General features: G+C 36.5%; 16 protein-coding genes and 1 CRISPR repeat array. Of the genes, 6 read left to right on the top strand and 10 right to left on the bottom strand.

What is annotated here, in order from left to right; translation table 11 throughout:
* The first annotated feature begins 41 nt into the window (after nt 1-41).
* Nucleotides 42-2111 (top strand): WYL domain-containing protein, encoded by a 2070-nt coding sequence (locus H5968_RS06445; protein ID WP_187039258.1) that lies wholly within the window; start codon nt 42-44, stop codon nt 2109-2111.
* A 600-nt stretch (nt 2112-2711) separates the two neighbouring features.
* Here H5968_RS06445 and yidD read toward each other — a convergent pair.
* Together yidD and H5968_RS06435 are read right to left on the bottom strand one after the other, a co-directional pair.
* On the bottom strand, nt 2712-3248 hold the full coding sequence (gene yidD, locus H5968_RS06440; protein ID WP_199291168.1) for a membrane protein insertion efficiency factor YidD: 537 nt from the start codon (nt 3246-3248) through the stop codon (nt 2712-2714).
* A 226-nt stretch (nt 3249-3474) separates the two neighbouring features.
* Nucleotides 3475-3840 (bottom strand): hypothetical protein, encoded by a 366-nt coding sequence (locus H5968_RS06435; protein WP_187039257.1) that lies wholly within the window; start codon nt 3838-3840, stop codon nt 3475-3477.
* 160 nt (nt 3841-4000) lie between these two features.
* Nucleotides 4001-7501: a CRISPR direct-repeat array (repeat unit 36 nt; unit sequence GTTTCCATTAATTCCACTTCTTGTTAAGGAAGCGGT).
* 283 nt (nt 7502-7784) lie between these two features.
* Here H5968_RS06435 and csx18 point away from each other — a divergent pair.
* The 5 genes from csx18 (at nt 7785) to H5968_RS06410 (ending at nt 11892) form a co-directional block, all read left to right on the top strand.
* Nucleotides 7785-8042 carry a CRISPR-associated protein Csx18 gene (csx18, locus tag H5968_RS06430; protein ID WP_096569836.1) on the top strand — a complete coding sequence of 86 codons (258 nt, stop codon included), beginning with the start codon at nt 7785-7787 and terminating at the stop codon, nt 8040-8042.
* Between the two features lie 73 nt (nt 8043-8115).
* Nucleotides 8116-9108 carry a CRISPR-associated endonuclease Cas1 gene (gene cas1, locus H5968_RS06425; protein WP_187039256.1) on the top strand — a complete coding sequence of 331 codons (993 nt, stop codon included), beginning with the start codon at nt 8116-8118 and terminating at the stop codon, nt 9106-9108.
* A gap of 7 nt (nt 9109-9115) precedes the next feature.
* Nucleotides 9116-9394 (top strand): CRISPR-associated endonuclease Cas2, encoded by a 279-nt coding sequence (gene cas2, locus H5968_RS06420; protein ID WP_187039255.1) that lies wholly within the window; start codon nt 9116-9118, stop codon nt 9392-9394.
* 415 nt (nt 9395-9809) lie between these two features.
* Nucleotides 9810-10862, top strand: coding sequence for a dipeptide epimerase (locus tag H5968_RS06415; RefSeq protein WP_187039254.1), 1053 nt, complete (start codon nt 9810-9812; stop codon nt 10860-10862).
* Nucleotides 10846-11892 (top strand): DUF1611 domain-containing protein, encoded by a 1047-nt coding sequence (locus H5968_RS06410; protein WP_187039253.1) that lies wholly within the window; start codon nt 10846-10848, stop codon nt 11890-11892. Before H5968_RS06415 ends, H5968_RS06410 begins: the two co-directional genes overlap by 17 nt.
* Before the next feature lie 460 nt (nt 11893-12352).
* On the opposite strand, the gene H5968_RS06405 is transcribed toward H5968_RS06410, so the two are convergent.
* The 8 genes from H5968_RS06405 to H5968_RS06365 all read right to left on the bottom strand — a co-directional run bounded on the left by H5968_RS06405 (nt 12353) and on the right by H5968_RS06365 (nt 24720).
* Nucleotides 12353-12634: a type II toxin-antitoxin system YafQ family toxin gene (locus H5968_RS06405; protein ID WP_187039293.1), complete on the bottom strand. Its 282-nt coding sequence runs from the start codon at nt 12632-12634 to the stop codon at nt 12353-12355.
* On the bottom strand, nt 12615-12845 hold the full coding sequence (locus H5968_RS06400) for a hypothetical protein (RefSeq protein WP_137669282.1): 231 nt from the start codon (nt 12843-12845) through the stop codon (nt 12615-12617). Before H5968_RS06400 ends, H5968_RS06405 begins: the two co-directional genes overlap by 20 nt.
* A 439-nt stretch (nt 12846-13284) precedes the next feature.
* On the bottom strand, nt 13285-13833 hold the full coding sequence (locus H5968_RS06395; protein ID WP_187039252.1) for a hypothetical protein: 549 nt from the start codon (nt 13831-13833) through the stop codon (nt 13285-13287).
* A gap of 390 nt (nt 13834-14223) precedes the next feature.
* On the bottom strand, nt 14224-16425 hold the full coding sequence (locus H5968_RS06390) for a pre-peptidase C-terminal domain-containing protein (protein ID WP_187039251.1): 2202 nt from the start codon (nt 16423-16425) through the stop codon (nt 14224-14226).
* Nucleotides 16426-17518: 1093 nt separating this feature from the next.
* Nucleotides 17519-18745, bottom strand: coding sequence for a glycosyltransferase family 4 protein (locus tag H5968_RS06380; RefSeq protein ID WP_187039292.1), 1227 nt, complete (start codon nt 18743-18745; stop codon nt 17519-17521).
* A 238-nt stretch (nt 18746-18983) separates the two neighbouring features.
* Nucleotides 18984-20561 carry an HlyD family efflux transporter periplasmic adaptor subunit gene (locus tag H5968_RS06375; RefSeq protein WP_187039250.1) on the bottom strand — a complete coding sequence of 526 codons (1578 nt, stop codon included), beginning with the start codon at nt 20559-20561 and terminating at the stop codon, nt 18984-18986.
* Nucleotides 20562-20770: 209 nt separating this feature from the next.
* Nucleotides 20771-23773 carry a peptidase domain-containing ABC transporter gene (locus tag H5968_RS06370; protein ID WP_187039249.1) on the bottom strand — a complete coding sequence of 1001 codons (3003 nt, stop codon included), beginning with the start codon at nt 23771-23773 and terminating at the stop codon, nt 20771-20773.
* Nucleotides 23774-24003: 230 nt separating this feature from the next.
* Nucleotides 24004-24720 (bottom strand): peptidylprolyl isomerase, encoded by a 717-nt coding sequence (locus H5968_RS06365; protein ID WP_187039248.1) that lies wholly within the window; start codon nt 24718-24720, stop codon nt 24004-24006.
* Between the last annotated feature and the right edge of the window lie 303 nt (nt 24721-25023).

Below are 25023 nucleotides of genomic sequence, written 5' to 3'. Positions count from 1 at the left end.
TAGGGGGGAAAATGCAAGATAAGTTTTGAATATGAATAATTATGTCCACTCCTATCTGTCATTTTCTCATCGGTGTTCCTGGTAGCGGAAAATCAACCTTTGCTGCTAGTCTCGCTAAGTTGGGTAATTATCGCGTTGTTTCTACTGATGCTATTCGTCATCAGTTATATGGTGATGCTTCTATTCAAGGTGTATGGGAGGAAATTGAAGCAAAGGTGATTTCTGCTGTAGTTAATGCTATTACTGAAGGTGTTGGTGTCATTTATGATGCTACTAACGCCAGGCGGATATGGAGATTAGATTTATTAGAAAAGTTGAATGTGGCGGTTGATTTTCCGGTGTTGTGGATCGGTTGGTATTTAACAACTCCTTTGGAAGTTTGTAAACAATGGAATCAACAGCGTCACCGTCAAGTTCCCGATATAGTTATTGATAGTATGTATCAATCTTTGTTAGATTTTCCCCCGGTTTCTGGGGAAGGTTTGGTAATTATTAAGGAAGTTGATGTCATTTCGCCAAAGTTCAATTTTCAAGAAGTTGTAAATACGATTCAACAACTTGATAGAACTCTTGTTAATCGTAGTAATCGCAATAGTCACATAACTTTTCACGCTTATAGTAGATTCTTAGATTTTGAAAGGTTAATGTATTTGATTTCTGTAATTATTAATTATCCAGGAGTTGGTAATTTACAATCTACACATCCTCATTTATTATTGAATGTTTTTGGTTATCTTCCTGAATTTGCTAATTCTTTGGACGAAGTAGCTGGTTTTGTAAGTCGGTTATATGGTAAAGTATATGCAGATAAACAATCTATTGCTCAAGATTTAATTTGGTTACAGAAAAATAGTTTCATTGGTGTCAATAGTATTTCTCAAGTTCTTCCCGGTACTATTGATGTAGGTGATTATGTTCCTAAATCTGCCACTGTTTTAATAACTCATCCTTATTCAGATTTAACAGCTTTTCAAAGATTGTTATCTATTATCCGGTTAATTCTCCATCATCCATTTTTATTTTCTTCAGGATCAGGTAGTTTAAAAACTTTGCTGTTAGCATTGCCAAAATATGAAAGAATTTTTGGTAATAGTATAGATTCAGTTCGTAAAGATATTGAAAAAGTCCTCAAACCCTATAAAATTCTGCCGGATTTTTCTATGCGTGACGGTTATTTTGCAGGAACTGGAATTTTATCAAGTTTAGAGTTAACACAAATTTTTAATATGTTACAATCTCAAGCTAAAAGTTTAAATGATCCTATTGCTTTAGAGATTTACCAAAAGTTTACTAGTCGTATGGAAAAAAGTAAATTAGGTGTAAATCAAGTTTATCCCGTGCGGGCGATCGCCAATCGTAGTATGATAGATGCAGATTATTTACCCCAAGAATCTTTAGCCAGAAATATCCAAGAATTAGAAGAGGCGATCGCCCAAGGAAAACTATTAGAATTAAACCGTTTTCCTGGAAGTGGTAAATTTGCCCATGATCAAGAAGGATTCTTTTTAGCATTTCCTTTACAAATTGTATTTTTTAATTCTGCTTGGTACTTAGGTTATGAATTAATGAGTGGAGACAAAAAAGGTTTATTACGATTTGAAAGACTAGATAGATTATTTATAGGTAAACATCAAATCATCAACCGTTCCCAAACAGAACAGAAAACAGCATTAAACAAATTACAAAAACTTTCTCAAATGTGTGCCAGCATTTTTTTAGGATATGATCATCAAGATCAAAAAACACTTTTAGAAGGAACTAAAAAAGAACGTTCTCAGGTTTTGATCACCATTGAACTTTGGTTTAATGATAGTATGTTTAACTTTGTCGCTGAAGGAACTAAACGTTTTCCTTCCTCACAAATGAAAATGTCATTACCCACTACAGCTAAAAAATTGAATCTACCGAAATCTATTTTTTGTCTTAAACAGACAAGAGATCCTAAATTTCCCCATCGCTTTCAAGTTATGTTACCTAAATGGTGTGTAGATGATATAGAATTACTACGCTGGATTCTCGGTTTTAAAGGTGGGGTAAAAGTAGTAAAACCAGAATTATTAGTCAATAAAATCAAACAAATTGGCGAAGATATTGTTAATATCTATAAATAGGAGTTGCTGAGAAAGTCTTTCCGTGAGGGCATAGGAGTCAGGAGTCAGGAGTCAGGAGTCAGGAGATCAAGGAGTCAGGAGTCAGGAGGAGATTTGAAAATTTCCGCGCTGCATAAATGCGGGATGAATTGGCGTTTGAAACCGTTGAAAATTACTTCTAAATTGGGCGAAATCATCCCATGATTCAGCAACGCCAAAATTTCTTTGCCATCTCTTGAAATCCCAAAAAATGCACATTCCGGTATACCCTTCAAAACCCTTGCACTAATTTCTGTGTTTATCAGCCTCTAACCTTTGATATATCAAGGTTTTAGGTTTATTCAGCAAACCCTAAATAGAATCATAGGACTTACGCCAAAAGGAACAAAAGTAGGGGTAATTCATGAATTACCCCTATGCAAGAATAAAGTTTTCAGTAGATTGCCAATCAATAAACATCAGGTAAAAATGAATGAATGTCAGGAAAATTTATGAATTTTCCCCACAAAGATTTTAAATAATCAAAAACTGAAAAAGTGCAAGCTTTTATGATATGGGAAATCAAAAACCTTGCATTTACAGCACATTCTTAATTCCCACAGATAACTTTTTCAGCAAACCCTATTTATCGTCATTAGCAATACCTAAACCCACAATTCCCAAACAACATAAACCATAATATAACTCTGGTTCATTACCACATTTACCATCTTTTTGATCTTGTCTTACACTTGATTTTGTTGCCATTTTCAAACATTGACTATAAGCTTTTCCTTTACTTGCTAATGCAGGAGTTACTAAACCAAAAGTAAAGAATGCAGGAATGATTAAATACAAAAATGATCGACGATTGAATAAACGAGAACTTCTGCGCTGTAAATTTGCCGATCCTAATCTTACATTTAAATTTTCCTGTTGACGTGGTTTTTGAGATGCTAAATTTTCCGCAGCTTGTCCACACTCTGTAAATCGTTGACGGGAAAGTTGAATTGCTGTATTTAAATCCTGTTCTAAAAAAGCTTTTTTGACATATTCAGAACAAGAATCACCACCATGCAAAATTCGATGAGCGCAACAATAACCCTTGTAAGGTGAGAGATGTTTTTGATAAAAGTTAATACCAAAAACCGATATTTTACGGATTAATTTATTAAACATTTCCATGACTAACTCAATAAATAAAAGAAGACATCAATATTATTAATCTAAATTAATAATCTAAATTAATAATCTAAATTAATAATCTAAATTATTCATGTATTAATCTAGATTATTGATGTAGTTATCAAGACACCCTAATTAGGACATTTTTCTCTGCTAAACTTTTTCATCTATTCCCAATTCCCAATTCCCAATTCCCATGAGAATACTTTTTTAGCAAATCCTAATTATTAATATCTTCGATCTGCTTTTTAGCACGGGAAATAGCTAAACTATTATCAATAGGCGCAATTAAACTAGCAATAGAACCAATAGCAAAACCTCTTTCCATTGCTTCTTCTTCTGTAGAGGAAGATAATCCAATTATTGCACCTGTTACACCAAGACTCAAACCCAGCCACAACAGTGCTTTCCAACGTCGTGTGTAACAATATCCAGCAAGGGGAATCAATAAAGATAATAAAACTGCAATGGTTATATTTAAACGAGAAAGCCGCACAATTTTATCTGCTTTTTTCCGTTCTTCTTGTTCATTAATTGCATCTAAAGATTGACGCAACAGTTTTTTATTGTCATTATTTTCTCCCATAACAGATATTCCTTCACCCTGGCGGTAGTTTTGTTTACATCTCCTGTAACAACATACTCGCAATTTTCTCGTGATTCAATGCTTCTCATGCGAATGAGGAAAATCTTCATTTAAGCAGTAGATCCCGGACTTCTCAAAGAAGTCCGGGATCTGATAGTGGGTTTCCATTAATTCCACTTCTTGTTAAGGAAGCGGTTCGCCCGGCTAATCATTACTGCCAAAAAGAGGAGAAGAAAGTAGTTTCCATTAATTCCACTTCTTGTTAAGGAAGCGGTCTGTGGTTTGTTGATGGTTTGAATATTAATCAAGGAGATAAGTTTCCATTAATTCCACTTCTTGTTAAGGAAGCGGTGAGCGGCCTGTCACGAGACGACAACGCGATCTGATACGGTTTCCATTAATTCCACTTCTTGTTAAGGAAGCGGTTTGAAAAAAGCTAAAGAGGAGGATGAGCAAAGTTTCCATTAATTCCACTTCTTGTTAAGGAAGCGGTCCGTCGTCTTTGCGGCGGTTCTGCATTTGATAGACGGATGTTTCCATTAATTCCACTTCTTGTTAAGGAAGCGGTTTAACAGTCCGCACGGGGGAACTCACACCCCTGGTGTTTCCATTAATTCCACTTCTTGTTAAGGAAGCGGTTACTTTGAGCTTATACCAGTAGGTTTAGATCTACTAATGTTTCCATTAATTCCACTTCTTGTTAAGGAAGCGGTAGGGGAGAACGCTGATACGAAAATGGCGGTTGTTAAATGTTTCCATTAATTCCACTTCTTGTTAAGGAAGCGGTATTTGGGAGACCACGTTTGTTCCTATATATTTTGGTTTCCATTAATTCCACTTCTTGTTAAGGAAGCGGTAAATGAGGCTTATGAGACTTATCGTAAATCATTAAGTTTCCATTAATTCCACTTCTTGTTAAGGAAGCGGTTACGCTAAAAATATTCAATTATCTAATGATATTGAACCTGTTTCCATTAATTCCACTTCTTGTTAAGGAAGCGGTGCTAAAAAGAAAGATGAGGAACTAAAGCTACTTGAGGTTTCCATTAATTCCACTTCTTGTTAAGGAAGCGGTTATCTGGCGTTCCCTCACATGAGAAGGGTCTACGTGTTTCCATTAATTCCACTTCTTGTTAAGGAAGCGGTCCTTATTAGGAGGTACTCGTATAAACCGAACCCTACGTTGTTTCCATTAATTCCACTTCTTGTTAAGGAAGCGGTTTGCAGGGGAGAACTCCAGTCGTGCCAGAGCTGTGGTTGTTTCCATTAATTCCACTTCTTGTTAAGGAAGCGGTTTCAATAAAGCACGCGCTTCCTGTTCATAAAAGAACTCTTTTGTAGTTTCCATTAATTCCACTTCTTGTTAAGGAAGCGGTGAGAATTGGGTGTCCTTGTACCCTGAATGTCATAATGAGTTTCCATTAATTCCACTTCTTGTTAAGGAAGCGGTCTTCTCACAAGCGGAACGTCCTACAAATGTTGAGTTTCCATTAATTCCACTTCTTGTTAAGGAAGCGGTATCACCATCAACGCCACCCCCATCAAATAAAGTTTCCATTAATTCCACTTCTTGTTAAGGAAGCGGTTTAAAAACATTTGAGGGCAAAGATACAGCAATAGCCTGTTTCCATTAATTCCACTTCTTGTTAAGGAAGCGGTCATTACAGGTAGCAAAATCGCAACCAAAGGATGTTTTCTAGTTTCCATTAATTCCACTTCTTGTTAAGGAAGCGGTAAATATTTTAAATAAGATGGTTGTCTGCACCTTAAAGTTTCCATTAATTCCACTTCTTGTTAAGGAAGCGGTATTTTTGTGTTAGTAACGTCCTTTGATTGTTTAAATCATGTTTCCATTAATTCCACTTCTTGTTAAGGAAGCGGTTTCTTAACAGGGTTGAAAGTTATGTACCGATTTAAATTTAGGTTTCCATTAATTCCACTTCTTGTTAAGGAAGCGGTTTCATTTTATAGCACCTGTATTGTTTTTTGGGTATAGTTTCCATTAATTCCACTTCTTGTTAAGGAAGCGGTGCGTAGGTGGGTAAACTCGTCAATTATGGTTTGAGTAGTTTCCATTAATTCCACTTCTTGTTAAGGAAGCGGTTAGCTGTTTAGGGGTATTTAGTCTATTTTGTGAATTTTGTTTCCATTAATTCCACTTCTTGTTAAGGAAGCGGTTTAAATGGATGCAAGCCAGAAGAATAGGGTTTCTCGCCCCAGTTTCCATTAATTCCACTTCTTGTTAAGGAAGCGGTTGTCTTCTTAACTCGTATAACTGTTTTCCAAGGGGTGTTTCCATTAATTCCACTTCTTGTTAAGGAAGCGGTGTTTGGACACCCCAAACTCCTTTCAGCCATTATTGAAAGGTTTCCATTAATTCCACTTCTTGTTAAGGAAGCGGTGCTACCTCTATTATCCTATGACCCCCCGGCAGGATGTTTCCATTAATTCCACTTCTTGTTAAGGAAGCGGTTTGCTGAAACAGCAATAGAGGATATATCTGAAATAGGCTCTTTGTTTCCATTAATTCCACTTCTTGTTAAGGAAGCGGTGTCAATACAGTTACGGCATTAAAGCTAGGTAGGGACTTGTTTCCATTAATTCCACTTCTTGTTAAGGAAGCGGTATCACTGAAACCCCTCATAGCACTATCTATCGTGCTAAATGTTTCCATTAATTCCACTTCTTGTTAAGGAAGCGGTTTGTCAAATCTTGGGTTGCCGACTGTGGCACTGCACAAGTTTCCATTAATTCCACTTCTTGTTAAGGAAGCGGTAGGTAATTGGAGATAGTCTCTCTTTGACCAGTGTAAAGTTTCCATTAATTCCACTTCTTGTTAAGGAAGCGGTAAGTGGTGAAGCGCCTTCTATACCCAGACCTGTTGATGTTTCCATTAATTCCACTTCTTGTTAAGGAAGCGGTCTCGGTCTGTTTTTCCTCTCTCCTCCTCTTCATACCCCACCGTTTCCATTAATTCCACTTCTTGTTAAGGAAGCGGTAACAGCCTTCAAATAGTAAATTTTAAATATTTTCTCTAGTTTCCATTAATTCCACTTCTTGTTAAGGAAGCGGTTTAGTTGCTTATTGCATGGGAAGATCCGCGCATTGATGTTTCCATTAATTCCACTTCTTGTTAAGGAAGCGGTAACACATACCTAAAGCTTTAGCTAGAGAATATCGTTTCCATTAATTCCACTTCTTGTTAAGGAAGCGGTTTTTGTTAGCAAGGTACTGAGGAAGGCGGAGTGCAATTAGTTTCCATTAATTCCACTTCTTGTTAAGGAAGCGGTAGGGGGAGGGGTGGGAACAGCATAATAGGATCGTATCGTTTGTTTCCATTAATTCCACTTCTTGTTAAGGAAGCGGTACTCTTATCACCAAGGAAGGTGAGAAGATGAATGTCTTGTTTCCATTAATTCCACTTCTTGTTAAGGAAGCGGTCGGAAGGAGCAGGAAGAGAAGGAGAGGGCGTTCTGGTTTCCATTAATTCCACTTCTTGTTAAGGAAGCGGTGTCAAGGTCGAGTTCAAGTGCGGAGAGAGTGGCAATTGGTTTCCATTAATTCCACTTCTTGTTAAGGAAGCGGTCAGGCATATAAAAGAACTAACTAACTGGGTGGAGCAACCGTTTCCATTAATTCCACTTCTTGTTAAGGAAGCGGTGCCACCATTATAAACCCTTACCCTGCCTACTGTCTAGAGGCAATTTTCGGCCGGGTCTAAAAAAAAAGTCAACCAGCACCATAAACCATGATGTTAAAACACCTGAAACCCTTACCCAGCAAGGGATCGGCAGGGTCAACGAAAGAATCAACATTTGCACCCCCTCCCCTACCCGGCCGCAAAAAAACCATTACTAACAAAAAAATTCCTTATTCGCATGAAACCCCCTTACATTACCTGGCAATTAGGTCTATTTTAAAAAAGTCATCAACTCACAAAAAATATGTACATTTCTCATCGTGCGGCTTTAGTCAGAAATTTAGGAGTCGCTATATTTAATGGGTCAATTACACTCATAATCCTATTAATTGCCCCATTAGGATTAGCAGCAGTTATTGTCAATACATTATTAGTTACCTTGGCTAGTTTTATAAATGCTACAGCATCTGATAAAATTGTGGTTTTTTTACAACCAACTCACATCAAAAATATGATAGCAGAAATCATTTCTCAACAATCAAAAATAATTAATCATTCTTAACAACATTAGAAAAAAAATTGTACTCAAACTAAAGATCAATTTTTGTAATCAAAAATCTTACCCTTAACCGACTATGCGAACATTATATATTTCCCGTCAAGGTTGTTATATCTCTCTCAAAGCAGAAACCTTAATAGTCAAACAAGGAGAAACAATACATGGAGAAATTCAATTACCGCTATTAGAACAAATATTAATTTTCGGTAAATCACAAATGACTACTGAAGCAATTCGTAGCTGTTTATGGCGAGATATTCCTATTGCTTATTTATCGAGAATGGGATATTGTTATGGGCGATTAATGCCCATCGCTAGAGGATATCGTCAACTTTCCCGTTATCAACAACAATTAACAACAACCGATAAATTAATAGTAGCTCAAAATATAGTCGCAGGTAAATTAAAAAATAGCCGGACTTTTCTACAACGTCAACAACGACGCAATCCCTCAACAACTACAGAAATGGCTATTAAAAGTTTAGCTGTATTAATTCAAAAAGCACGGGAAGCAGAAACAACAGAACGATTAATGGGATTAGAAGGTGCTGGTGCGGCTCAATATTTTTCCGCTTTTGGAGAATGCTTAAATCATCCTAATTTCATATTTTTAGCCCGTAGTCGTCGTCCCCCAGGAAACCCCGTTAATGCTATGTTGAGTTTTGGTTATCAAATTCTGTGGAATCATATTTTAACATTAATAGAAATCCAAGGATTAGATCCCTATTATGCTTGTTTGCATCAAGGAACAGAACGTCATGCAGCATTAGCTTCTGATTTAATAGAAGAATTTCGCGCTCCAATTATTGATTCTTTGGTGTTGTGGTTAATCAACAGTAAAATTATGGATGATACTCAAGATTTTGTCTATCATGATGGTGGTTGTTATCTCAATAATCATGGTAGGGAAAAATATATAAAATACTTTCTCCAGAAATTAGAGGAAGATGTACAAAATCAAAAAGGCGAAAATCAACCCCGATGGGATTTAATGACTCAACAAATTAAAGTTTTTAAAGAGTTTGTCTATCAACCTAGTCAAGTTTACCAACCTTATCAAATTCGTTAATTTTTAAATGTTATTTTATGTAATAGTTTATGATATTCCTGACGATAAACGTCGCCAAAAAATCTCAGAATTATTAGAAGGATATGGTCAAAGAGTTCAATATTCAGTTTTTGAATGTCTGCTCAATTCACAGAAATATACAGAATTAAAACAACGATTAAGTAAAGAAATCAATTCCCTGGAAGACAGTATCAGATTTTATCCATTAAGTAAACATACATTTAACCAAATTGAAACTTGGGGAGAACCACCCGTAACAGAAATTCCAGGTTCTATTATTATTTAAATTCTTTAAATTCTTTAAATTCTTTAAATTCTTTAAATTTCTTGATAAATAAAATATAGATAATATTCAGATACCGGATCAATACTGTTCGGTTAAGAGTTTTTGTAGGTTGGGTTAAGCGATAGCGCAACCCAACAAAAGCTGATAAATGTTGGGTTTCGTTCCTCAACCCAACCTACAGAATTTTATTTTTTGGGCTTAACCGAAAAGTATTGGATACCGGATTTCTTCAAAAAATGCAGAAGCTAATAAATTCAGGATTTATGCAAAAGGGAACAAACGTAAGGGTAATTCATGAATTACCCCTACGCAGGAATAAGGTTTTCAGTCACATCTTGCGTAAGTCCTAAAATTATAATCTTGTTTATTTAGTGTATTATGGTTGGTAAATACTTGATAAGTATAAATTGCTAAAATGAAAACACAAATCAATCAATTTACAGTTAACAAAAGATTCCCCTTAACAATAAGTAGAGGAACAACAACACAAACAACAAATATCAGCATCAAAATCATCGAAAACGACATTGAAGGATGGGGAGAAGCATCACCCTTTGGTGTGGGAAATCACCGTCAAACCACCGAAATGATCACAGATGCCTTGCAAAAAATCACCCCTGTGTTAGAATCATACAATCCTTGGCAAAGACAGGAAATTGAAACAATTTTAACACAGTATCAAATCCCTTCCGCTGCCAGAGCAGCTATAGATATGGCGTTGTATGATTGGATGGGGAAAAGTGTAAATTTACCATTGTGGAAAATGTGGGGACTAAATATCAATAAAATAGTACCCACATCCGTAACCATAGGTATTAACTCCCCAGAAGGTGCAGCAACCAGAACCAAAGACTGGTTAGAATATATGGATGTGAAATTATTAAAAGTGAAATTAGGAGCAAAAGAAGGAATAGAAGCAGACAGAAAAATGCTCTTAGCAGTGAAAGAAACAGCACCAGAAATAGATTTATTTGTAGATGCTAACGGAGGTTGGAGTTTAGCAGATGCAATTTCTATGTCTCTGTGGTTAGCAGATTTAGGGATAAAATATATAGAACAGCCATTACCAAGAGGTGAAGAAAATAAATTAGCCACCCTGAAAGAACATTCACCTTTACCCATCTTTGTGGATGAAAGTTGCTTTACCAGTGTGGATATTCCCCCCTTAGCAGATTATGTAGATGGAATTAATATTAAACTCATGAAATCTGGGGGTTTAAGTGAAGCTTGGAGAATGGTAAATACAGCCAAAGCACATAATTTACAAGTGATGTTTGGCTGTTATTCTGATAGTTCATTAGCCAATACAGCAGCTTCCCAACTTGCACCATTAGCTGATTATTTAGATTTAGATAGTCACTTAAATTTAATAGATGATCCTTTTGTGGGTGCATCTGTGGAAAAAGGACGAATTTTACCTAATAATTTACCAGGTTTAGGAGTACAATACAGTGCGTTTGCCACTTAATAAAAAGATAGCAATTTTATTGCATGAAGGACTGAGTGGAACTCAGGGAAAAACCGGTTTATCCATTTTACGCTATGGTGAATCACCGATAGTTGCAGTGATAGATCGGGAATGTGTTGGTAAATCTGTATCAGAGTTAACAGGAATAAAACGTGATGTTCCTGTTGTGGGTTCAGTGAGTGCAGCTTTGCAATATCAACCAGAAGTTTTAGTTATTGGTATTGCTCCCAAAGGTGGGATAATTCCTGATCATTATTGGCCGGATATCAAAGATGCTTTGAAAGGGGGAATGTCTTTGGTTAATGGTCTACACACACCTTTAGGGAATATACCAGAATTAAATGCTCTCTTAAAACCAGGTTGCTTAATTTGGGATGTGCGAAAAGAACCTGCTAACTTAGAAATAGCTTCCGGGTTAGCGCGGACTCTTCCCTGTCGTCGGGTGTTGACGGTGGGAACAGATATGGCCATTGGTAAAATGTCTACCAGTTTAGAATTACATCGTTCTGCAAAATTACGAGGTTGGAAGTCGAAATTTTTAGCTACTGGTCAAACTGGGTTAATGTTAGAAGGGGATGGAGTAGCGTTAGATGCAGTGCGGGTAGACTTTGCTGCGGGTGCGGTGGAACAGTTGGTGATGCGGTTTGGTAAAAATTACGATATTCTGCAAATAGAAGGACAAGGTTCTTTATTACATCCTGGTTCAACTGCAACTTTACCTTTAATTCGGGGTTCTCAACCTACACATTTAATTTTAGTGCATCGAGCCGGACAAACTCACAATCATAATAATCCTCATGTTCCGATTCCTCCTTTACCGGAAGTAATTAAAATGTATGAAATTGTTGCTAGTGGTGCGGGTGCGTTTGCTAAAGTTACGGTAGCGGGGATAGCTTTAAATACTAGAGATTTAGATGAAGTTGCTGCTAAAAATGCGATCGCCCAAGTTACAGATCAAACCGGTTTACCTTGTACAGATCCGGTGCGGTTTGGTGGTGGTTTGTTATTAGATGCAGTGATGGGAAGTTAGTTGAGAGATAATTATGAGGTGATTTAGATCCCCGACTTCTTGAATAAGTCAATAAGTTAGGGATCTAAATATTTTTCTGAATCAGGATGTCTGGTTACTGAGCGACTTGTACTGAGCCTGTCCTGAGCCTGTCCTGAGCCTGTCCTGCGCGGTGTCGAAGGGCGGTGTCGAAGGGCGGTGTCGAAGGGCGCAGTCGAAGTAAGTCGAAGTACAGGATTTAAGAATTTTCAGGATGAAAACTGAGATTTTATTTTAAATTAGTATTAGAGGATGTTTGAAAAGTTTTTAATTGTTTGAAAAGTTTTTAATGTATAAATAAACCCCTCTCCAAACCTCTCCCCGACGCGGGGAGAGGCTTTGAAACCCCCATTCCCTTGTAGGGAAGGGGGGAAGGGGGGTTAGGTTTTTGGAAATTATCGGTTTCATCTAATACTTTCCAAACAACCTCTTAAATTACTATTTAATAAACCTCATCGTGGCTACCAATATCAATTAATAAAATAACCATTTCTAACAACTGCTCATCCTCAGAGAAATTAAAAATAAGTCTACAATCATAAGTCACAGAACAAGACCAAAAACCCGCTAAATCTCCTTCTAATTTATGAGACTTTAAAGATGGTGTGAAAGGATCATCTGCTAATAGCTGTAAGACATCAATAATCTTATTTTTTAATTGTGGATTTTTCTTGATAATCTTTTTAAAAGATCGCTTGAATCCACTACTCCAGACAACTTCCATCATCATCTCCTAGTAAGTCAGCGATCAAATCATCTACACTTCCCCTTTTAGCAGTACCATTGTTAAATGCTTCTGTTACTTCTTTTGCATTAGCTAAAATTTCTAAACGACGGTTTTCAATTCTTTGTTGACGGAGAAACTCAAATAAATACTCTCGGTCCTCTGTTGGTAAGTTGTCAATAGAGTTGATAATTTCTTGTAGAGTCATCATATAAAAATACCTCCCTACTATAAATTATATATCAATTAGACCTCTCCAAAATAAAATGTATTAATTTGTCATAAGTTATAGGGGCGAAGCGAAGCATTTAGGCGATAATTTAACGGAAAAATCAGACATCTAAAAATCCCATAATCTTCGACCTGCCCCCATAAATAGGTTCTATAATTTTTTTCTGGAGATGTCTATTAGATAATATACAAGTTAGTTTATCTTGCAAATTTTCTCAGTAATTTTCATAATATAATTTATGATACTATCAATATAGTATAATTAATTATTACTGGGAATGGAAACCCAGAGGTTCTACCTCTATAAAACCTAAATTCTCAAACCATAGGAATTAAGAGAAGTTTTCTTGCATGAATAACTTTCATCTCTTGGGAATTATCTAAAGCTAGATTTACTTTCTTTAGTATCCGCACTAATCCTAAGACTTTTGAACTACCACAGGTTTAGACTCAATTACATTAACCTGATTGTCAATTTTATAAGTTATAACTGCCTTAACTTGATCATTGCCAACGTAACCTGTTTTATTAGTTAAACGAATATCAACCACGGCATTTTCTAGTGGTTTAAGTTCGATTTTCCTGCTTTTAAATGCAAAAGGTTGTAATTTTCTATCACCAATATTGCGAATTTCAATCTTTTCAATCATCACGGTTTGATTTTTTTGTTGACGATTTTCTAAAGTTAGAAAAACAGTAGCAATACCAATATCTCGGTTAGGTTCAGGAGGAACACCTAAAGGTGATAACTTATTTTCTTGAGATAACAAAGAAGCCTTCATCATAACTTTCTTATTCACCTTTTTTGAATTGATTGAACTGATTGAATTTAACTGTGAAGGTTGATGATAAAAAGTCTGAGATAAATTTGCCAAGGATACAGAAGATAAATATGCAGGTAAATAATAACTAGAATTTACCGGACTATGAAAACTTAGCAAACTAACCAGCAATAATAATGATTTCATTAATATTACTCCTACTACTCCAATTATTAACATGATTATAGAAGATATTTGAGGGAGGATGTTCCCGGATTAGGGGACTTACAGCTATTTTCAGGTAAATAAACCACATTTTGATTTAGGTTTCGCGTCAACAATGTAGGGGCGTTCGCGAAGCGTGCTGGAAGCATCAGCATTCGGACAATTAATTATCGGTTTTTACCTAAGACTATCATCCGAATGCTTCGCCCTTACTGTGGTCTAAAGACATGACAACTGCTGTAAAAGCGGTACTCAGTGATTTTCATCACATTAGACATTTGGTGAAAATGAATGTAGGGACAATTCATGAATTGTCCCTAGAACAAGTTTCAAATCAAATCACGCACCTTAGAGAGAGATGTCTATGAGACATTAATTAGACCATTGAATAATGGCTCTCAAAGATAACAATTGAGACCAAGTAACATTAGCATGGGAGCTTCCCCAAGGGTTGCGTAAATAGAAAGTTCCATTAGTGGCATTATAGGCAGTAATGGTGTAAGCATGCCTATCAACAACTCCAAAACCACCACCATAAACGAAACCTGCTGTTAAAATTTGATTAGAATTAACCAAATTAATCAGTTGACTTTGAGTCATATTATTGACAGATTGGGAAGTCGCACTTAACCCTGTGACTTGACGAATTACTACATCCATCCAACCACCTTCTATAGCTGCGTAGGAATTATTTTGAGTACCACTGTAAGTACGACTCCAACCAGATTCAGCTAACTGGGCATAAGCTTTTTCAGCTAAGGCTACCCACAGTTCATTGTTAGTGGAAGTAGAAGCACCTCCACCCCAACCAGCATACACGGCAAAACCTGATGAATTAGTTGGTAAAAATCGATCTACTGTGACATAATCAGCTACACCATTGTTGAAGAAACGAACAGTGAAAGTGTTATCACCATTGTCAATGAACATATTTTGAATGTAAGAAGGTTGCTCTTGGGCAATGGAAGATAAGGTAGCTAGATAGTAACAATCTCCCAGGGCATTTTGGTCAATATCATCTGCACCAATGCCATTTTGGAATAGAGAACCACTTACAGATCTATAGCTATAGCTAGAACTGGTTAAGTCAGGTCTATCATTTCCTAAGAACCACTTACCAATGAGATTTTCCATTTGGGTAGCACTACTACCGGCAAAGAGATTACCAAAGCCGGAGCGAGGGTTAGCTGGATTACCATTTGCAATATTATCAGAAAGCACTCTCACATGATCAGCCATAGTAAAACGGCTGGAGTTAGCAATGATGGTTCGCAAATCTGTTAGTTCATTAGCATCAATGACGCTGCCATCCTGAGCATCACGGAAAATACTAATCATGTCGTTACGACTTAAATTACCGTCAGCAGCTAAAGAACGAGTTAAACTTTGAATTTGAGTATCTCGTAAATTTGCACTGTACCAGTCAGTGGGTGTGGGTGTTGGTGTTGGTGCAACAGCAGTAGCATTCACGGACAAGTTATAGTTGGTGTTGCCACTGAAAGGATAGACTCGGATATAGTAAGTTCCTGCACTCAAAGTACGAGTAATGCTGTCTGCTACTGTACCATCATTAGTTGAAGATTGTATGACTGTACCAGTAGAACTCAGTAATTGAACATCTGCATCTGCACTTAAACCGTTGAGAAGTAGACTGAAGTTACTTTGAGTACCGAGGTCAAAACGATAGAAATCGTTAGTATCCGTACTTCCTACCCAGTCTGTGAAACTTTGTGTACTGCTTAATGTTCCTATGTTCCGGGCTGTAGCTAGGGTGTTTCCTGCATTATCAACAACAGGTGCAACAGCAGTAGCATTCACGGACAAGTTATAGTTGGTGTTGCCACTGAAAGGATAGACTCTAACAAAGTAATTACCAGCACTCAAAGTACGAGTAATGCTGTCTGCTGCTGTACCCCCATTAGTTGAAGATTGTATGACTGTACCAGTAGAACTCAGTAATTGAACATCTGCATCTGCACTTAAACCGTTGAGAAGTAGACTAAAGTTACTTTGAGTACCGATATTAAAACTATAGAAATCGTTACTATCCGTACTTCCTACCCAGTCTGTGAAACTTTGTGTACTGCTTAATGTTCCTATGTTCCGGGCTGTAGCTAGGGTGTTTCCTGCATTATCAACAGGTACAACAGCAGTAGCATTCACGGACAAGTTATAGTTGGTGTTGCCACTGAAACGATAGACTCTAACAAAGTAATTACCAGCACTCAAAGTACGAGTAATGCTGTCTGCTGCTGTACCCCCATTAGTTGAAGATTGTATGACTGTACCAGTAGAACTCAGTAATTGAACATCTGCATCTGCACTTAAACCGTTGAGAAGTAGACTAAAGTTACTTTGAGTACCGATATTAAAACTATAGAAATCCTGAAAGTCCGTACTTCCTACCCAGTCTGTGAAACTTTGTGTACCGCTTAATGTTCCTATGTTCCGGGCTGTAGATAGAGTATCATAATTACCCAATGTTCCGAGACCAACATAAGTAGAAGAAGGATCATTTGCGACAGGTGTCAAGCCTGTTGAGATTGGATTTATTAAAGCTGTTGAAGTGTCCATGGTATATTCACACCTTGATTCTTATTGTTTGCATGATACTTAAAGGAGTCAACTTATTAGTTAATAAGACTTAATTATTTTCACTAAAACACGATAACTGATTGGTAGTAGTGTCATATTACTTTATGCAAGCATAAAGCATAAAGCACATAATTATTATTGCTTATTAGTATCATGGTGTACAATCAGTTAAAATACTTAATTTTTGTTAATTATGGGAACACTCTCATGTTTACCTACTGAATTGTGTTACAAAACTTTATATAGCAATTCCACACCAATGGTGAGAAAATACGTAGATAAAAATCCTTATTTTATAGGGATTTGAGGCGTATTCAACTCTCACGTATCATTTATGATCAGGATGTCCAGGATTTCAGGATTTTCAGGATAAAAACTGAGATTTTATTTTAAATTAGTATTTAATTAGTATTTAATTAGTATTTAATTAGTATTTAATTAGTATTTAATTAGTATTTAATTAGTATTTAATAAACCTCATCGTGGCTAACAATATCAATTAATAAAATTACCATTTCTAACAACTGCTCATCCTCAGATAAATTAAAAATAATTCTACAATCATAAGTCACAGAACAAGACCACAAACCCGCTAAATCTCCTCCTAATTTATGAGACTTTAAAGATGGTGTAAAGGGACATCTGCTAATGGCTTTAAGACATCAATAATCTTATTTTTTAATTGTGGATTTTTCTTGATAATCTTTTTAAAATATCGCTTCTTGTAGAGTCATCATATAAAAATACCTCCCTACTATAAATTATATATCAATTAGACCTCTCCAAAATAGAATGTATTAATTTGTCATAAGTTGTAGGGGCGAAGCATTTGGGCGATAATTTAACGGAAAAATCAGACATCTAGATATCCCAAATGCTTCGACCTGCCCCCATAAATAGGTTTCATAATTTTTTCCTGGAGATGTCTATTAGAGGATGTTTTAAAAGTCCCTCATGATGTATCAAAAATTTTAGATCCCCCTAAATCCCCCTTGAAAAGGGGGACTTTGATTCTAGTTCCCCCCTTATTAAGGGGGGTTAGGGGGGATCTGCAAGTGTATAAAGTCACCATCTAAAACTTTTCAAACAACCTCTTACCAAATATCCAATCTAATTGTTTTGGTAATAATGCTGCTAAATTATAATTATTGACTATTGTTTTTCTTGCTGCTGCACGAATAACTTTCATATCTTCTGCATTATCCAAAGCTAGATTTACCTTTTCAGCAATTTGTACAGGAGAAAAGAAATCTGCCAAAAGTCCATTTTTACCATCTTCAATGATCTCTACAACTGGGGCAGTATTGGAAGCTATGAGTAAACATCCTACAGACATTGCTTCTAACATTGACCAGGATAAAACAAAAGGACGGGTTAAGTAAATATGGGCTGAGGAAGCTTGTAAAAGTTGTAGATATTCATGGGTAGGTAGTCTACCAGTAAAATGTAATCTCGATAAATCTAAATCTAGACTTTCTAACATTAACTGTTTATAGGTTTTCCCATCAGCAAGATGTTTACTATAAAATACCTTATCTTCCCCATCAACTACAATATGACAATTTGGGCGCTGTTGTTGAATTAATGCTACTGCTTCCATAAACTGAGGAAAACCCCGATAAGGTTCAAAACCTCTTGCTGAATAGGTAACTAATTCTGTGACGTGGGAAAGATCCAAATTGATGCTAGGTAAAAATAATTTAGTATCTGGTTGAGGAATAAAGTAATTAGTATCAATGCCATCGTGAAAAACAGTGATTTTATGATGATATTCTTGGGGAAATTGTTGACGCTGCCAGTTAGTAGGAGAAAGCCCGCGATCGCAATGGTATAAATCCAGTAAAATCGGTGAATTTTTTACCCTAATACGACATATATCATCTACACTTAATGGATCACAAGGATCAAAACCTGCATCTGAACCGCGACTATGATAAAACCATTCAAAGAAACATAATAATTCTGCTTGGGGAAAAACTTCTTTTATAAATAAAGTTAGTCCCCAACCAGAATGACCATAAATGATATCTGGAATAAAACCTTGATTTTTTAATCGTTCTGCCATCCGATATACTGCTTGTCCGGTAAGAACTGCGTTTTCTAAATTGCGAATATAATGATGTGTTTGACTTGCTACTGTGCGGGAAGGCTGATAAATTACTTTCTGTACACCTGGTATATGTCCTTGTTGATTATTTGTGGCAAATACCACTTGATAATTCTGATCTTGTCCTAAAGTTTTAACTAAGTGGCGAAATTGTCCGGGGAAGTTGGGATGTAAAAATAAAATGCTTTTCATATTTCCGGTAGCATTTTTCATACAATTTGAATATGCTTGTTTTAGCCATATAATTATGATTTCAAAAATATTTTATTTGAGTTTTTTTAATATGGAAGTTCTGAGGCGTTTTTTGAGGATATTTAAATCATATTTTCATAATTCAATTACAAATTCTTTATTAACAGACATGAAGCATGGCAAGTATGGGTGGCATGGGTAGCAAGGGAGTCACCCATCACCCATCACCCATCACCATTTATCTAACTTCTTTCAAACTCTCAACCTGCTTAGTAAACATCTCCGTAAATAAACTCAACACACTCCGTTCCTCACGCACCTTAATATTAGCAGTAATAGACATCCCCGACTGTACAGGAATGTTTCTACCGTGAGCATTTATCGTCTGACTATCTAAACTAACTTTCGCTGGAAATCTATAATATTGATAAGTCTGATCAGGAGGTAAAGCATCCGATCCGATATTAATCACTTTACCTTTAATATCTCCAAACTCACTAAAAGGAAAAGAATCAACTCTCACATCTACATTCATTCCTTCCCGCACAAAACCAATATCTTGATTGGTGATAAATACCTCCGCTACATATTTATCATTAGGTACAATCTGCAATAATGTCTGAGTGGAATTAGCGACAAAACCAGGATTTTTTGCTTGTAGATCAAATACTATCCCCGCTACAGGAGCGCGAAGTTCTTGATATTTAACATTTAACTGAGTTTGGGATATCTTGCTATTAACATCTGCCAATCTTTGCTCATTTTCCAAAATAATTCTCATGAATTGGCTGTCAATTTCCGCAATTCGCTTTTTATTATTGGCTATCTGATCTAAAACATTTTTATCAGTCACCGCTACAGTATTCGTTACTTCTTGCTGTGATTTTTGAATATCAAACTCTAGACGTTTTTCTTCTTCTCTCAATTGTTCTATTTCTGCTTTCAGAGTTTGTACTTGTTGTTGCTGATTCAGATATTGTAATTGAGAAATTCCCCCTTCTTCTGCTAGGGTTTTGACTTTATCTAAAATTTGTTGTTGAATTGCTAAACCATTTTGAGTATCTTTGATCTTGACTTTGGTTTGCGATAGTTGCTTTCTGATTTTTTCAACTTCTAATTGTGCTGCATTAGACCGAGATTCTAATTCTTTTCTGGCAGCTAGGAGGCGTTGTTGTTCATCAATTCCACCACTTATTCCTGGTGTAGAATTTCTTAATTGAGAACGCAATAAATCATTGTCAGCGACTAATGAGGCTCGACTTTTCAGGAGAAAAGCTGTTTCTGGTGGCAAGTTACTGCTTAAAAAATTCAATTCTGAGGTGATACCGTTACTTGCACTCATCAAGCGACGATAAATATCGTTTTCTTTAATTAAAGCAGCACGAATCTTGTTTAAGGAATTTAACTCAGCTAAGGTGGCAACGGATTCAAATGTTAAGAGCAAGTCTCCTTTCTTTACTTCTTGTCCATCTTTCACATAAACAGATTTGACAACACCACTAATAGGAGCTTGTACTTCTTTTACTGTTCCCTCTGGTTTTAACTGACCGGTCGCGGGAACTACTTGTTCAATTTTGGCATAATAAGCCCAACCCACTCCAAAACAAGCTACAACCATCAGAGTGATCATTATGGTACGTGACCAAACTGGTGATTGACGTAAAACTATAGAGTGTTCAAAACTATCTTGATAAGCTACAGAATTTAAAGAGTCTGTTCTTGCTTTTTTGGCAGATGTCAGCAACTGTACACTACTTTGTTTTTTTCCGTTGCCATTACCGTTACCGTTGATATGATTACCATTATGTTGAGTCATAACAATTTTAGATTTTGGATTTTAGATTTTGGATTTTAGATTTTGAATTTTAGCGTCAGGAGTTATTAATTTTGGATTTTGGATTTTGGATTTTGGATTGTTTTTCTTAACTCAAATCTAAAACCTAAAATCTAAAATTTTCTTCCCCTATTCCCTATTCCCTATTCCCTATTCCCACTGATAACTGATAACTAATAACTAATAACTAATTACAAATTAACTTCTTGTTGTTGATATAGGTAGAAATAATGACCTTTAGCAGTCATTAATTCTTGATGATTACCTTGTTCTATCACCCTACCGCCATCCATAACAACGATTGTATCTGCATTACTAACAGTATTGAGACGGTGAGTAATAAAGAAGACTGTTTTACCTTGAAAAGCTCTAGCTAAATTCAGACATATTTGTCTTTCTGTGGGATAATCTAAGGCGCTGGTAGCTTCGTCCAAAACTAATAATTTAGGTTTTTGTAAAATGGAACGAGCGATCGCTATCCTCTGTCTTTGTCCTCCTGAAAGGTTAGAACCTTTTTCCCCTACTCTGGTGTTATAACCATTGGGCAAATTCATGATAAATTCATGGGCAACTGCTATCCTGGCCGCTTCGATAATTTCTTCTGTAGTTGCATCAGGATTAGTCAATGCAATATTTTCTTCTACAGTACCATCAAACAAAAGCGGATCTTGCGGTACAACCCCAATTTGTCTGCGTACTGAATAAAGTTCTACTTTGCTGATGTCATAACCATCAATCAAAATTCTGCCAGACTCGATGTTATAAAGTCTTAGCAGTAATTTCATCATTGTGCTTTTACCTGAACCACTTTGTCCGACGATACCGACAAATGTACCAGAGGGAAAATCAAGACTCACATTGTTTAGTTGCAGTGGTCCACTGGGAGCAAAGCGGAAGCAAACATTTTCATATTTAACAGCACCCATGATCCCAGGTAAGGGAATATTATCTTTGTCTGTTTCTGCTTCTTGGGGTGTGTCCACAATATCACTTAATCGCTCTAAAGATAAACCAGTTTCTTGGAAGTTTTGCCAAAGTTGTGCTAACCGCAAAATAGGACTAGTCACATAACTGGAAATAATTCTAAAGGCGATTAATTCCCCTAATGTTAATTCTCCTTTTAATACTAAATAAGCTCCTACCCACAAAACTAATAAGCTGCTGATTTTGTTGAGAAATTGACTGGTAGAATTAGCTAAAGTGGAAGTGATGACTGTTTTAAAACCTGCGGATACAAACCGAGCATAACGTTCTTGCCAGGAAAAACGCGATCGCAATTCAATATTTTGCGCCTTTACTGTTTGAATACCTGACATTACCTCCACTAAATAAGATTGAGTTGCTGCATTACGTTCTGCTTTGGTACGTAATTGTCGGCTCACCGTGGGGGCGGCAATTAATGTAATCACCACAAATAGGGGAATTGTTCCCAAACCCACTAAAGTTAATTGCCAACTATAAAACAGCATCACGATGATATAAACCACCGAGAATACTGCATCTAATACCACTGTTAAAGCTGTCCCTGTGAGAAACTGACGGATATTTTCTAATTCATTGATGCGAGTTGCTAGTTCACCCACAGGTCTACGTTCAAAATAACGTAAAGGTAATCTGAGTAAATGGTCAATAATTTGTGACCCTAAGCTCATGTCAATGCGGTTGGTTGTATCCACAAATAAGTATGTCCGCAATGTAGTTAGTATTGCTTCAAATACACCCACTGCTAATAATAACACCCCTAAAATATTCAGGGTATTAATACTATTTTGAACGATGACTTTATCAATGATTAATTGAATCACCAGAGGATTAGCTAAAGCAGCTAATTGGACGAAAAAGGAAGCGATAAAGACTTCTATTAATACCCGACGGTGACGTGATAGATAAGGTAAAAACCAACTTAAACCAAAGCGTTGTTGCGGTGTTTCTTGGGTAGCACCGAGAAGTAATACCCGCAGTTGTGGTTGTAATGTTGTTTCATCAGTTGCTATTTCTTCCAGTAGTTTGCTTGGTTTGCAATTAATTATTCCTTTTGATGGCACAGCTAAAACTACTGTATTTTCATCTACTGCATAGATCACAGCATAGCTATCTTGATATTGAATTAGTGCTGGTGTAGGAATGCGTGTAATTGCAGTGGCGGGAATATCTACTAATTGGGATCTCAGTCCAATTAATTCTCCCACATAAGCACAAAGTTGAAGGGATATATTACCATGACGTTTAATGTTGTCATTTAAAATCCGACGTACTACTTCTTTACGCAAGGGAACTTGTAAATGCTTGGCCAGCATTTGCAAACAAGCCAAGGTAGAATTTATTTCTCCCTGTCCACGAAAAAATGGGTATTGTTGGTGGTGTTTTTTCTCTGATGGTGTTTGGCGTTGGGAAGGGATAACTTCTTCTACTGTGGCGTAGGGAATTTCTATTTCATCTGTGTTTTGTTGTTGATTATATGTTAGTTCTGCCTCTACTAGTTCTGGATTGAGGAATGATAAATCTGGGGGATTGATACCTAATAACCGTGCTGGACTGCTCCCTGTTACTTCGATCATTCCTCTAGTATGACTAGATTCTAACGGAGAATTAGGGGGAAAATTAGCTACTGTACCACCACTAACAAACCAAATTTTATCACTTTCTAGTTGTGTAAAAGAGGATTTTCCTGGTGGTAGGTAATGAATTTTTGCCTCTGATAAAATTTCTTGACTGATGTCTTTGAGATTTAAATTGGCATTAGCTTGTTGTGCTAACAGTGGGCTGAGAATATCAAATACTTCTGAGATGTCACTACAGTTTTGACGATCATTAGCAAAGCCCTGATTTTGGCGTAATAGACTTAAATAATCTGCTGTACTCAAGGTTAAACAAATCACTTCTGTGGATGCGATCGCTGTTTCACAAGCAATCTGCCGCATCAAACTAATTTCCCCAATTATTGCTCCTGGTTCTAGGATTTTCAGGGTAATTGGTAATTGGGTTTGGGGGTGATATCCCAACAGTCTCACTTTTCCCTCGTACAGAATTGCTATTCTATCTGGTAGTTTTTCTTTACCAATGATTTTTTGTCCTATGCGATAGCGTAGAGCTTGTTGTTGTGATAGTAAATTGCGTCTTTCCTGGGCTGATAGTTGATCAAATCCTGCAATACTCTGGAGAAATTGATCAAAGGATTCGCTATTATAATTCATATTTATTCGATTTAATAATCTGCTGTTTGTTATTTATCCGGGATTCATGGATTAGAAAAAGCTGCACAAACTCTTTCTAGAATTTTTACACCTTGGATTTTTTTTGTGCTGGAAGCCTTCCCAAATGTGTAAGTTGGCTTTTTACTCATCCCTGACTTATATGATTAGGTATCTTTATCATGCAAATGATATAATCAAGGACGTTTTAATCTTTCACCTATTACCTGTTGTCATTGCATATCTTCTGATAGTTTAATTTGCCAGTTTTGTGGAGCTACTTGCCCTTGCAGCCAAGTCTGAAACCGCTCATTCAGCAATCTTTGACGAATTTGCCGATCCAACTGAGCCGGTAGTAGTTTTTCTAGCCTGACAATTACTATCCATTCTCCTATTTGAGTAGGTGGTGAAAGTTGCTGTGGTTGGCTTACAGATAAGACTCTCGCCAACATCGGATGAAGAGATTGTAATTCCACAGGACCTACTAAACCATCTGTTTGGGCTTCTGGACCTTGAGCATATTCTCTTGCTGCTTGAGCAAAAGATTGTTCTCCTTCTTGGATGCGGAAGTATATTTCTTGGGCTATTCCCAGATCAGAAGTAGTGATCAGGGAATATATGACTCGATCTAACTGGGGTTTGCGCTGGTAAAAGTAGGAGTCTAAATCTTGTCCCCAACTTGCTTCTTTGAACTTTTCCAGTTTCAGTTGGCGAATAGCTATACTATTCAACTGTTCGGTACTGATTCCCTGTTCTTGTTTTCCTTGATATTGTTGCACTAACTGTTCACAGGCTTGTTTTTCTTCCTGTGGTGTACATTCAATTTCTGCGATCGCTTGATCAATTACTACCTCTTTCAGTAATGGTGGTACTAATTGGTGTTTCCCCAGTAGTTGTAGAACTTCTGGGGCTGTTATTATGCGATCGCCAAATTGCAGCACTGGATTCATATCACTTGCCAGTAAATTTACTACCTGTCTCAATTGTTATTACAACTACATTAAAACTAGATTATGTTCCGTTGATCTCTGGTTTAAAACAATGTTCTTTTTATCACTGGTTTTTCTACTTCAGTCCTTTTTCTATAGGTTCATAGCACATATAGCCAATAAATACTCCTACAGTAGACTAATACAGTAAACTAATACACTTTTGTATAGCTCACTAATAGAGGTATTAGTATTTAAGGATATCGTACCAAGCTATCACAATTTTGGGAAATTGCAACCTCAAACTGGCATTTAAGTCAAAAA

This window comes from Sphaerospermopsis sp. LEGE 00249, assembly GCF_014299995.1.
In the GTDB taxonomy this organism is placed as follows: Bacteria; Cyanobacteriota; Cyanobacteriia; order Cyanobacteriales; family Nostocaceae; genus Sphaerospermopsis; species Sphaerospermopsis kisseleviana.
Note: the sequence above shows the minus strand (reverse complement) of the source record. Positions and strands in the feature narration are given on the sequence as shown.

Excerpts from the sequence above, each read along its gene's own strand:
- H5968_RS06375 (WP_187039250.1), bottom strand. The coding sequence starts at position 20,561 with ATGACTCAACATAATGGTAATCATATCAACGGTAACGGTAATGGCAAC.
- cas1 (WP_187039256.1), top strand. The coding sequence starts at position 8,116 with ATGCGAACATTATATATTTCCCGTCAAGGTTGTTATATCTCTCTCAAA.
- H5968_RS06415 (WP_187039254.1), top strand. The coding sequence starts at position 9,810 with ATGAAAACACAAATCAATCAATTTACAGTTAACAAAAGATTCCCCTTA.
- H5968_RS06395 (WP_187039252.1), bottom strand. The coding sequence starts at position 13,833 with ATGAAATCATTATTATTGCTGGTTAGTTTGCTAAGTTTTCATAGTCCG.
- yidD (WP_199291168.1), bottom strand. The coding sequence starts at position 3,248 with ATGTTTAATAAATTAATCCGTAAAATATCGGTTTTTGGTATTAACTTT.
- H5968_RS06370 (WP_187039249.1), bottom strand. The coding sequence starts at position 23,773 with ATGAATTATAATAGCGAATCCTTTGATCAATTTCTCCAGAGTATTGCA.
- H5968_RS06390 (WP_187039251.1), bottom strand. The coding sequence starts at position 16,425 with ATGGACACTTCAACAGCTTTAATAAATCCAATCTCAACAGGCTTGACA.
- cas2 (WP_187039255.1), top strand. The coding sequence starts at position 9,116 with ATGTTATTTTATGTAATAGTTTATGATATTCCTGACGATAAACGTCGC.
- H5968_RS06405 (WP_187039293.1), bottom strand. The coding sequence starts at position 12,634 with ATGGAAGTTGTCTGGAGTAGTGGATTCAAGCGATCTTTTAAAAAGATT.
- csx18 (WP_096569836.1), top strand. The coding sequence starts at position 7,785 with ATGTACATTTCTCATCGTGCGGCTTTAGTCAGAAATTTAGGAGTCGCT.
- H5968_RS06445 (WP_187039258.1), top strand. The coding sequence starts at position 42 with ATGTCCACTCCTATCTGTCATTTTCTCATCGGTGTTCCTGGTAGCGGA.
- H5968_RS06435 (WP_187039257.1), bottom strand. The coding sequence starts at position 3,840 with ATGGGAGAAAATAATGACAATAAAAAACTGTTGCGTCAATCTTTAGAT.
- H5968_RS06365 (WP_187039248.1), bottom strand. The coding sequence starts at position 24,720 with ATGAATCCAGTGCTGCAATTTGGCGATCGCATAATAACAGCCCCAGAA.
- H5968_RS06380 (WP_187039292.1), bottom strand. The coding sequence starts at position 18,745 with ATGAAAAGCATTTTATTTTTACATCCCAACTTCCCCGGACAATTTCGC.
- H5968_RS06400 (WP_137669282.1), bottom strand. The coding sequence starts at position 12,845 with ATGATGACTCTACAAGAAATTATCAACTCTATTGACAACTTACCAACA.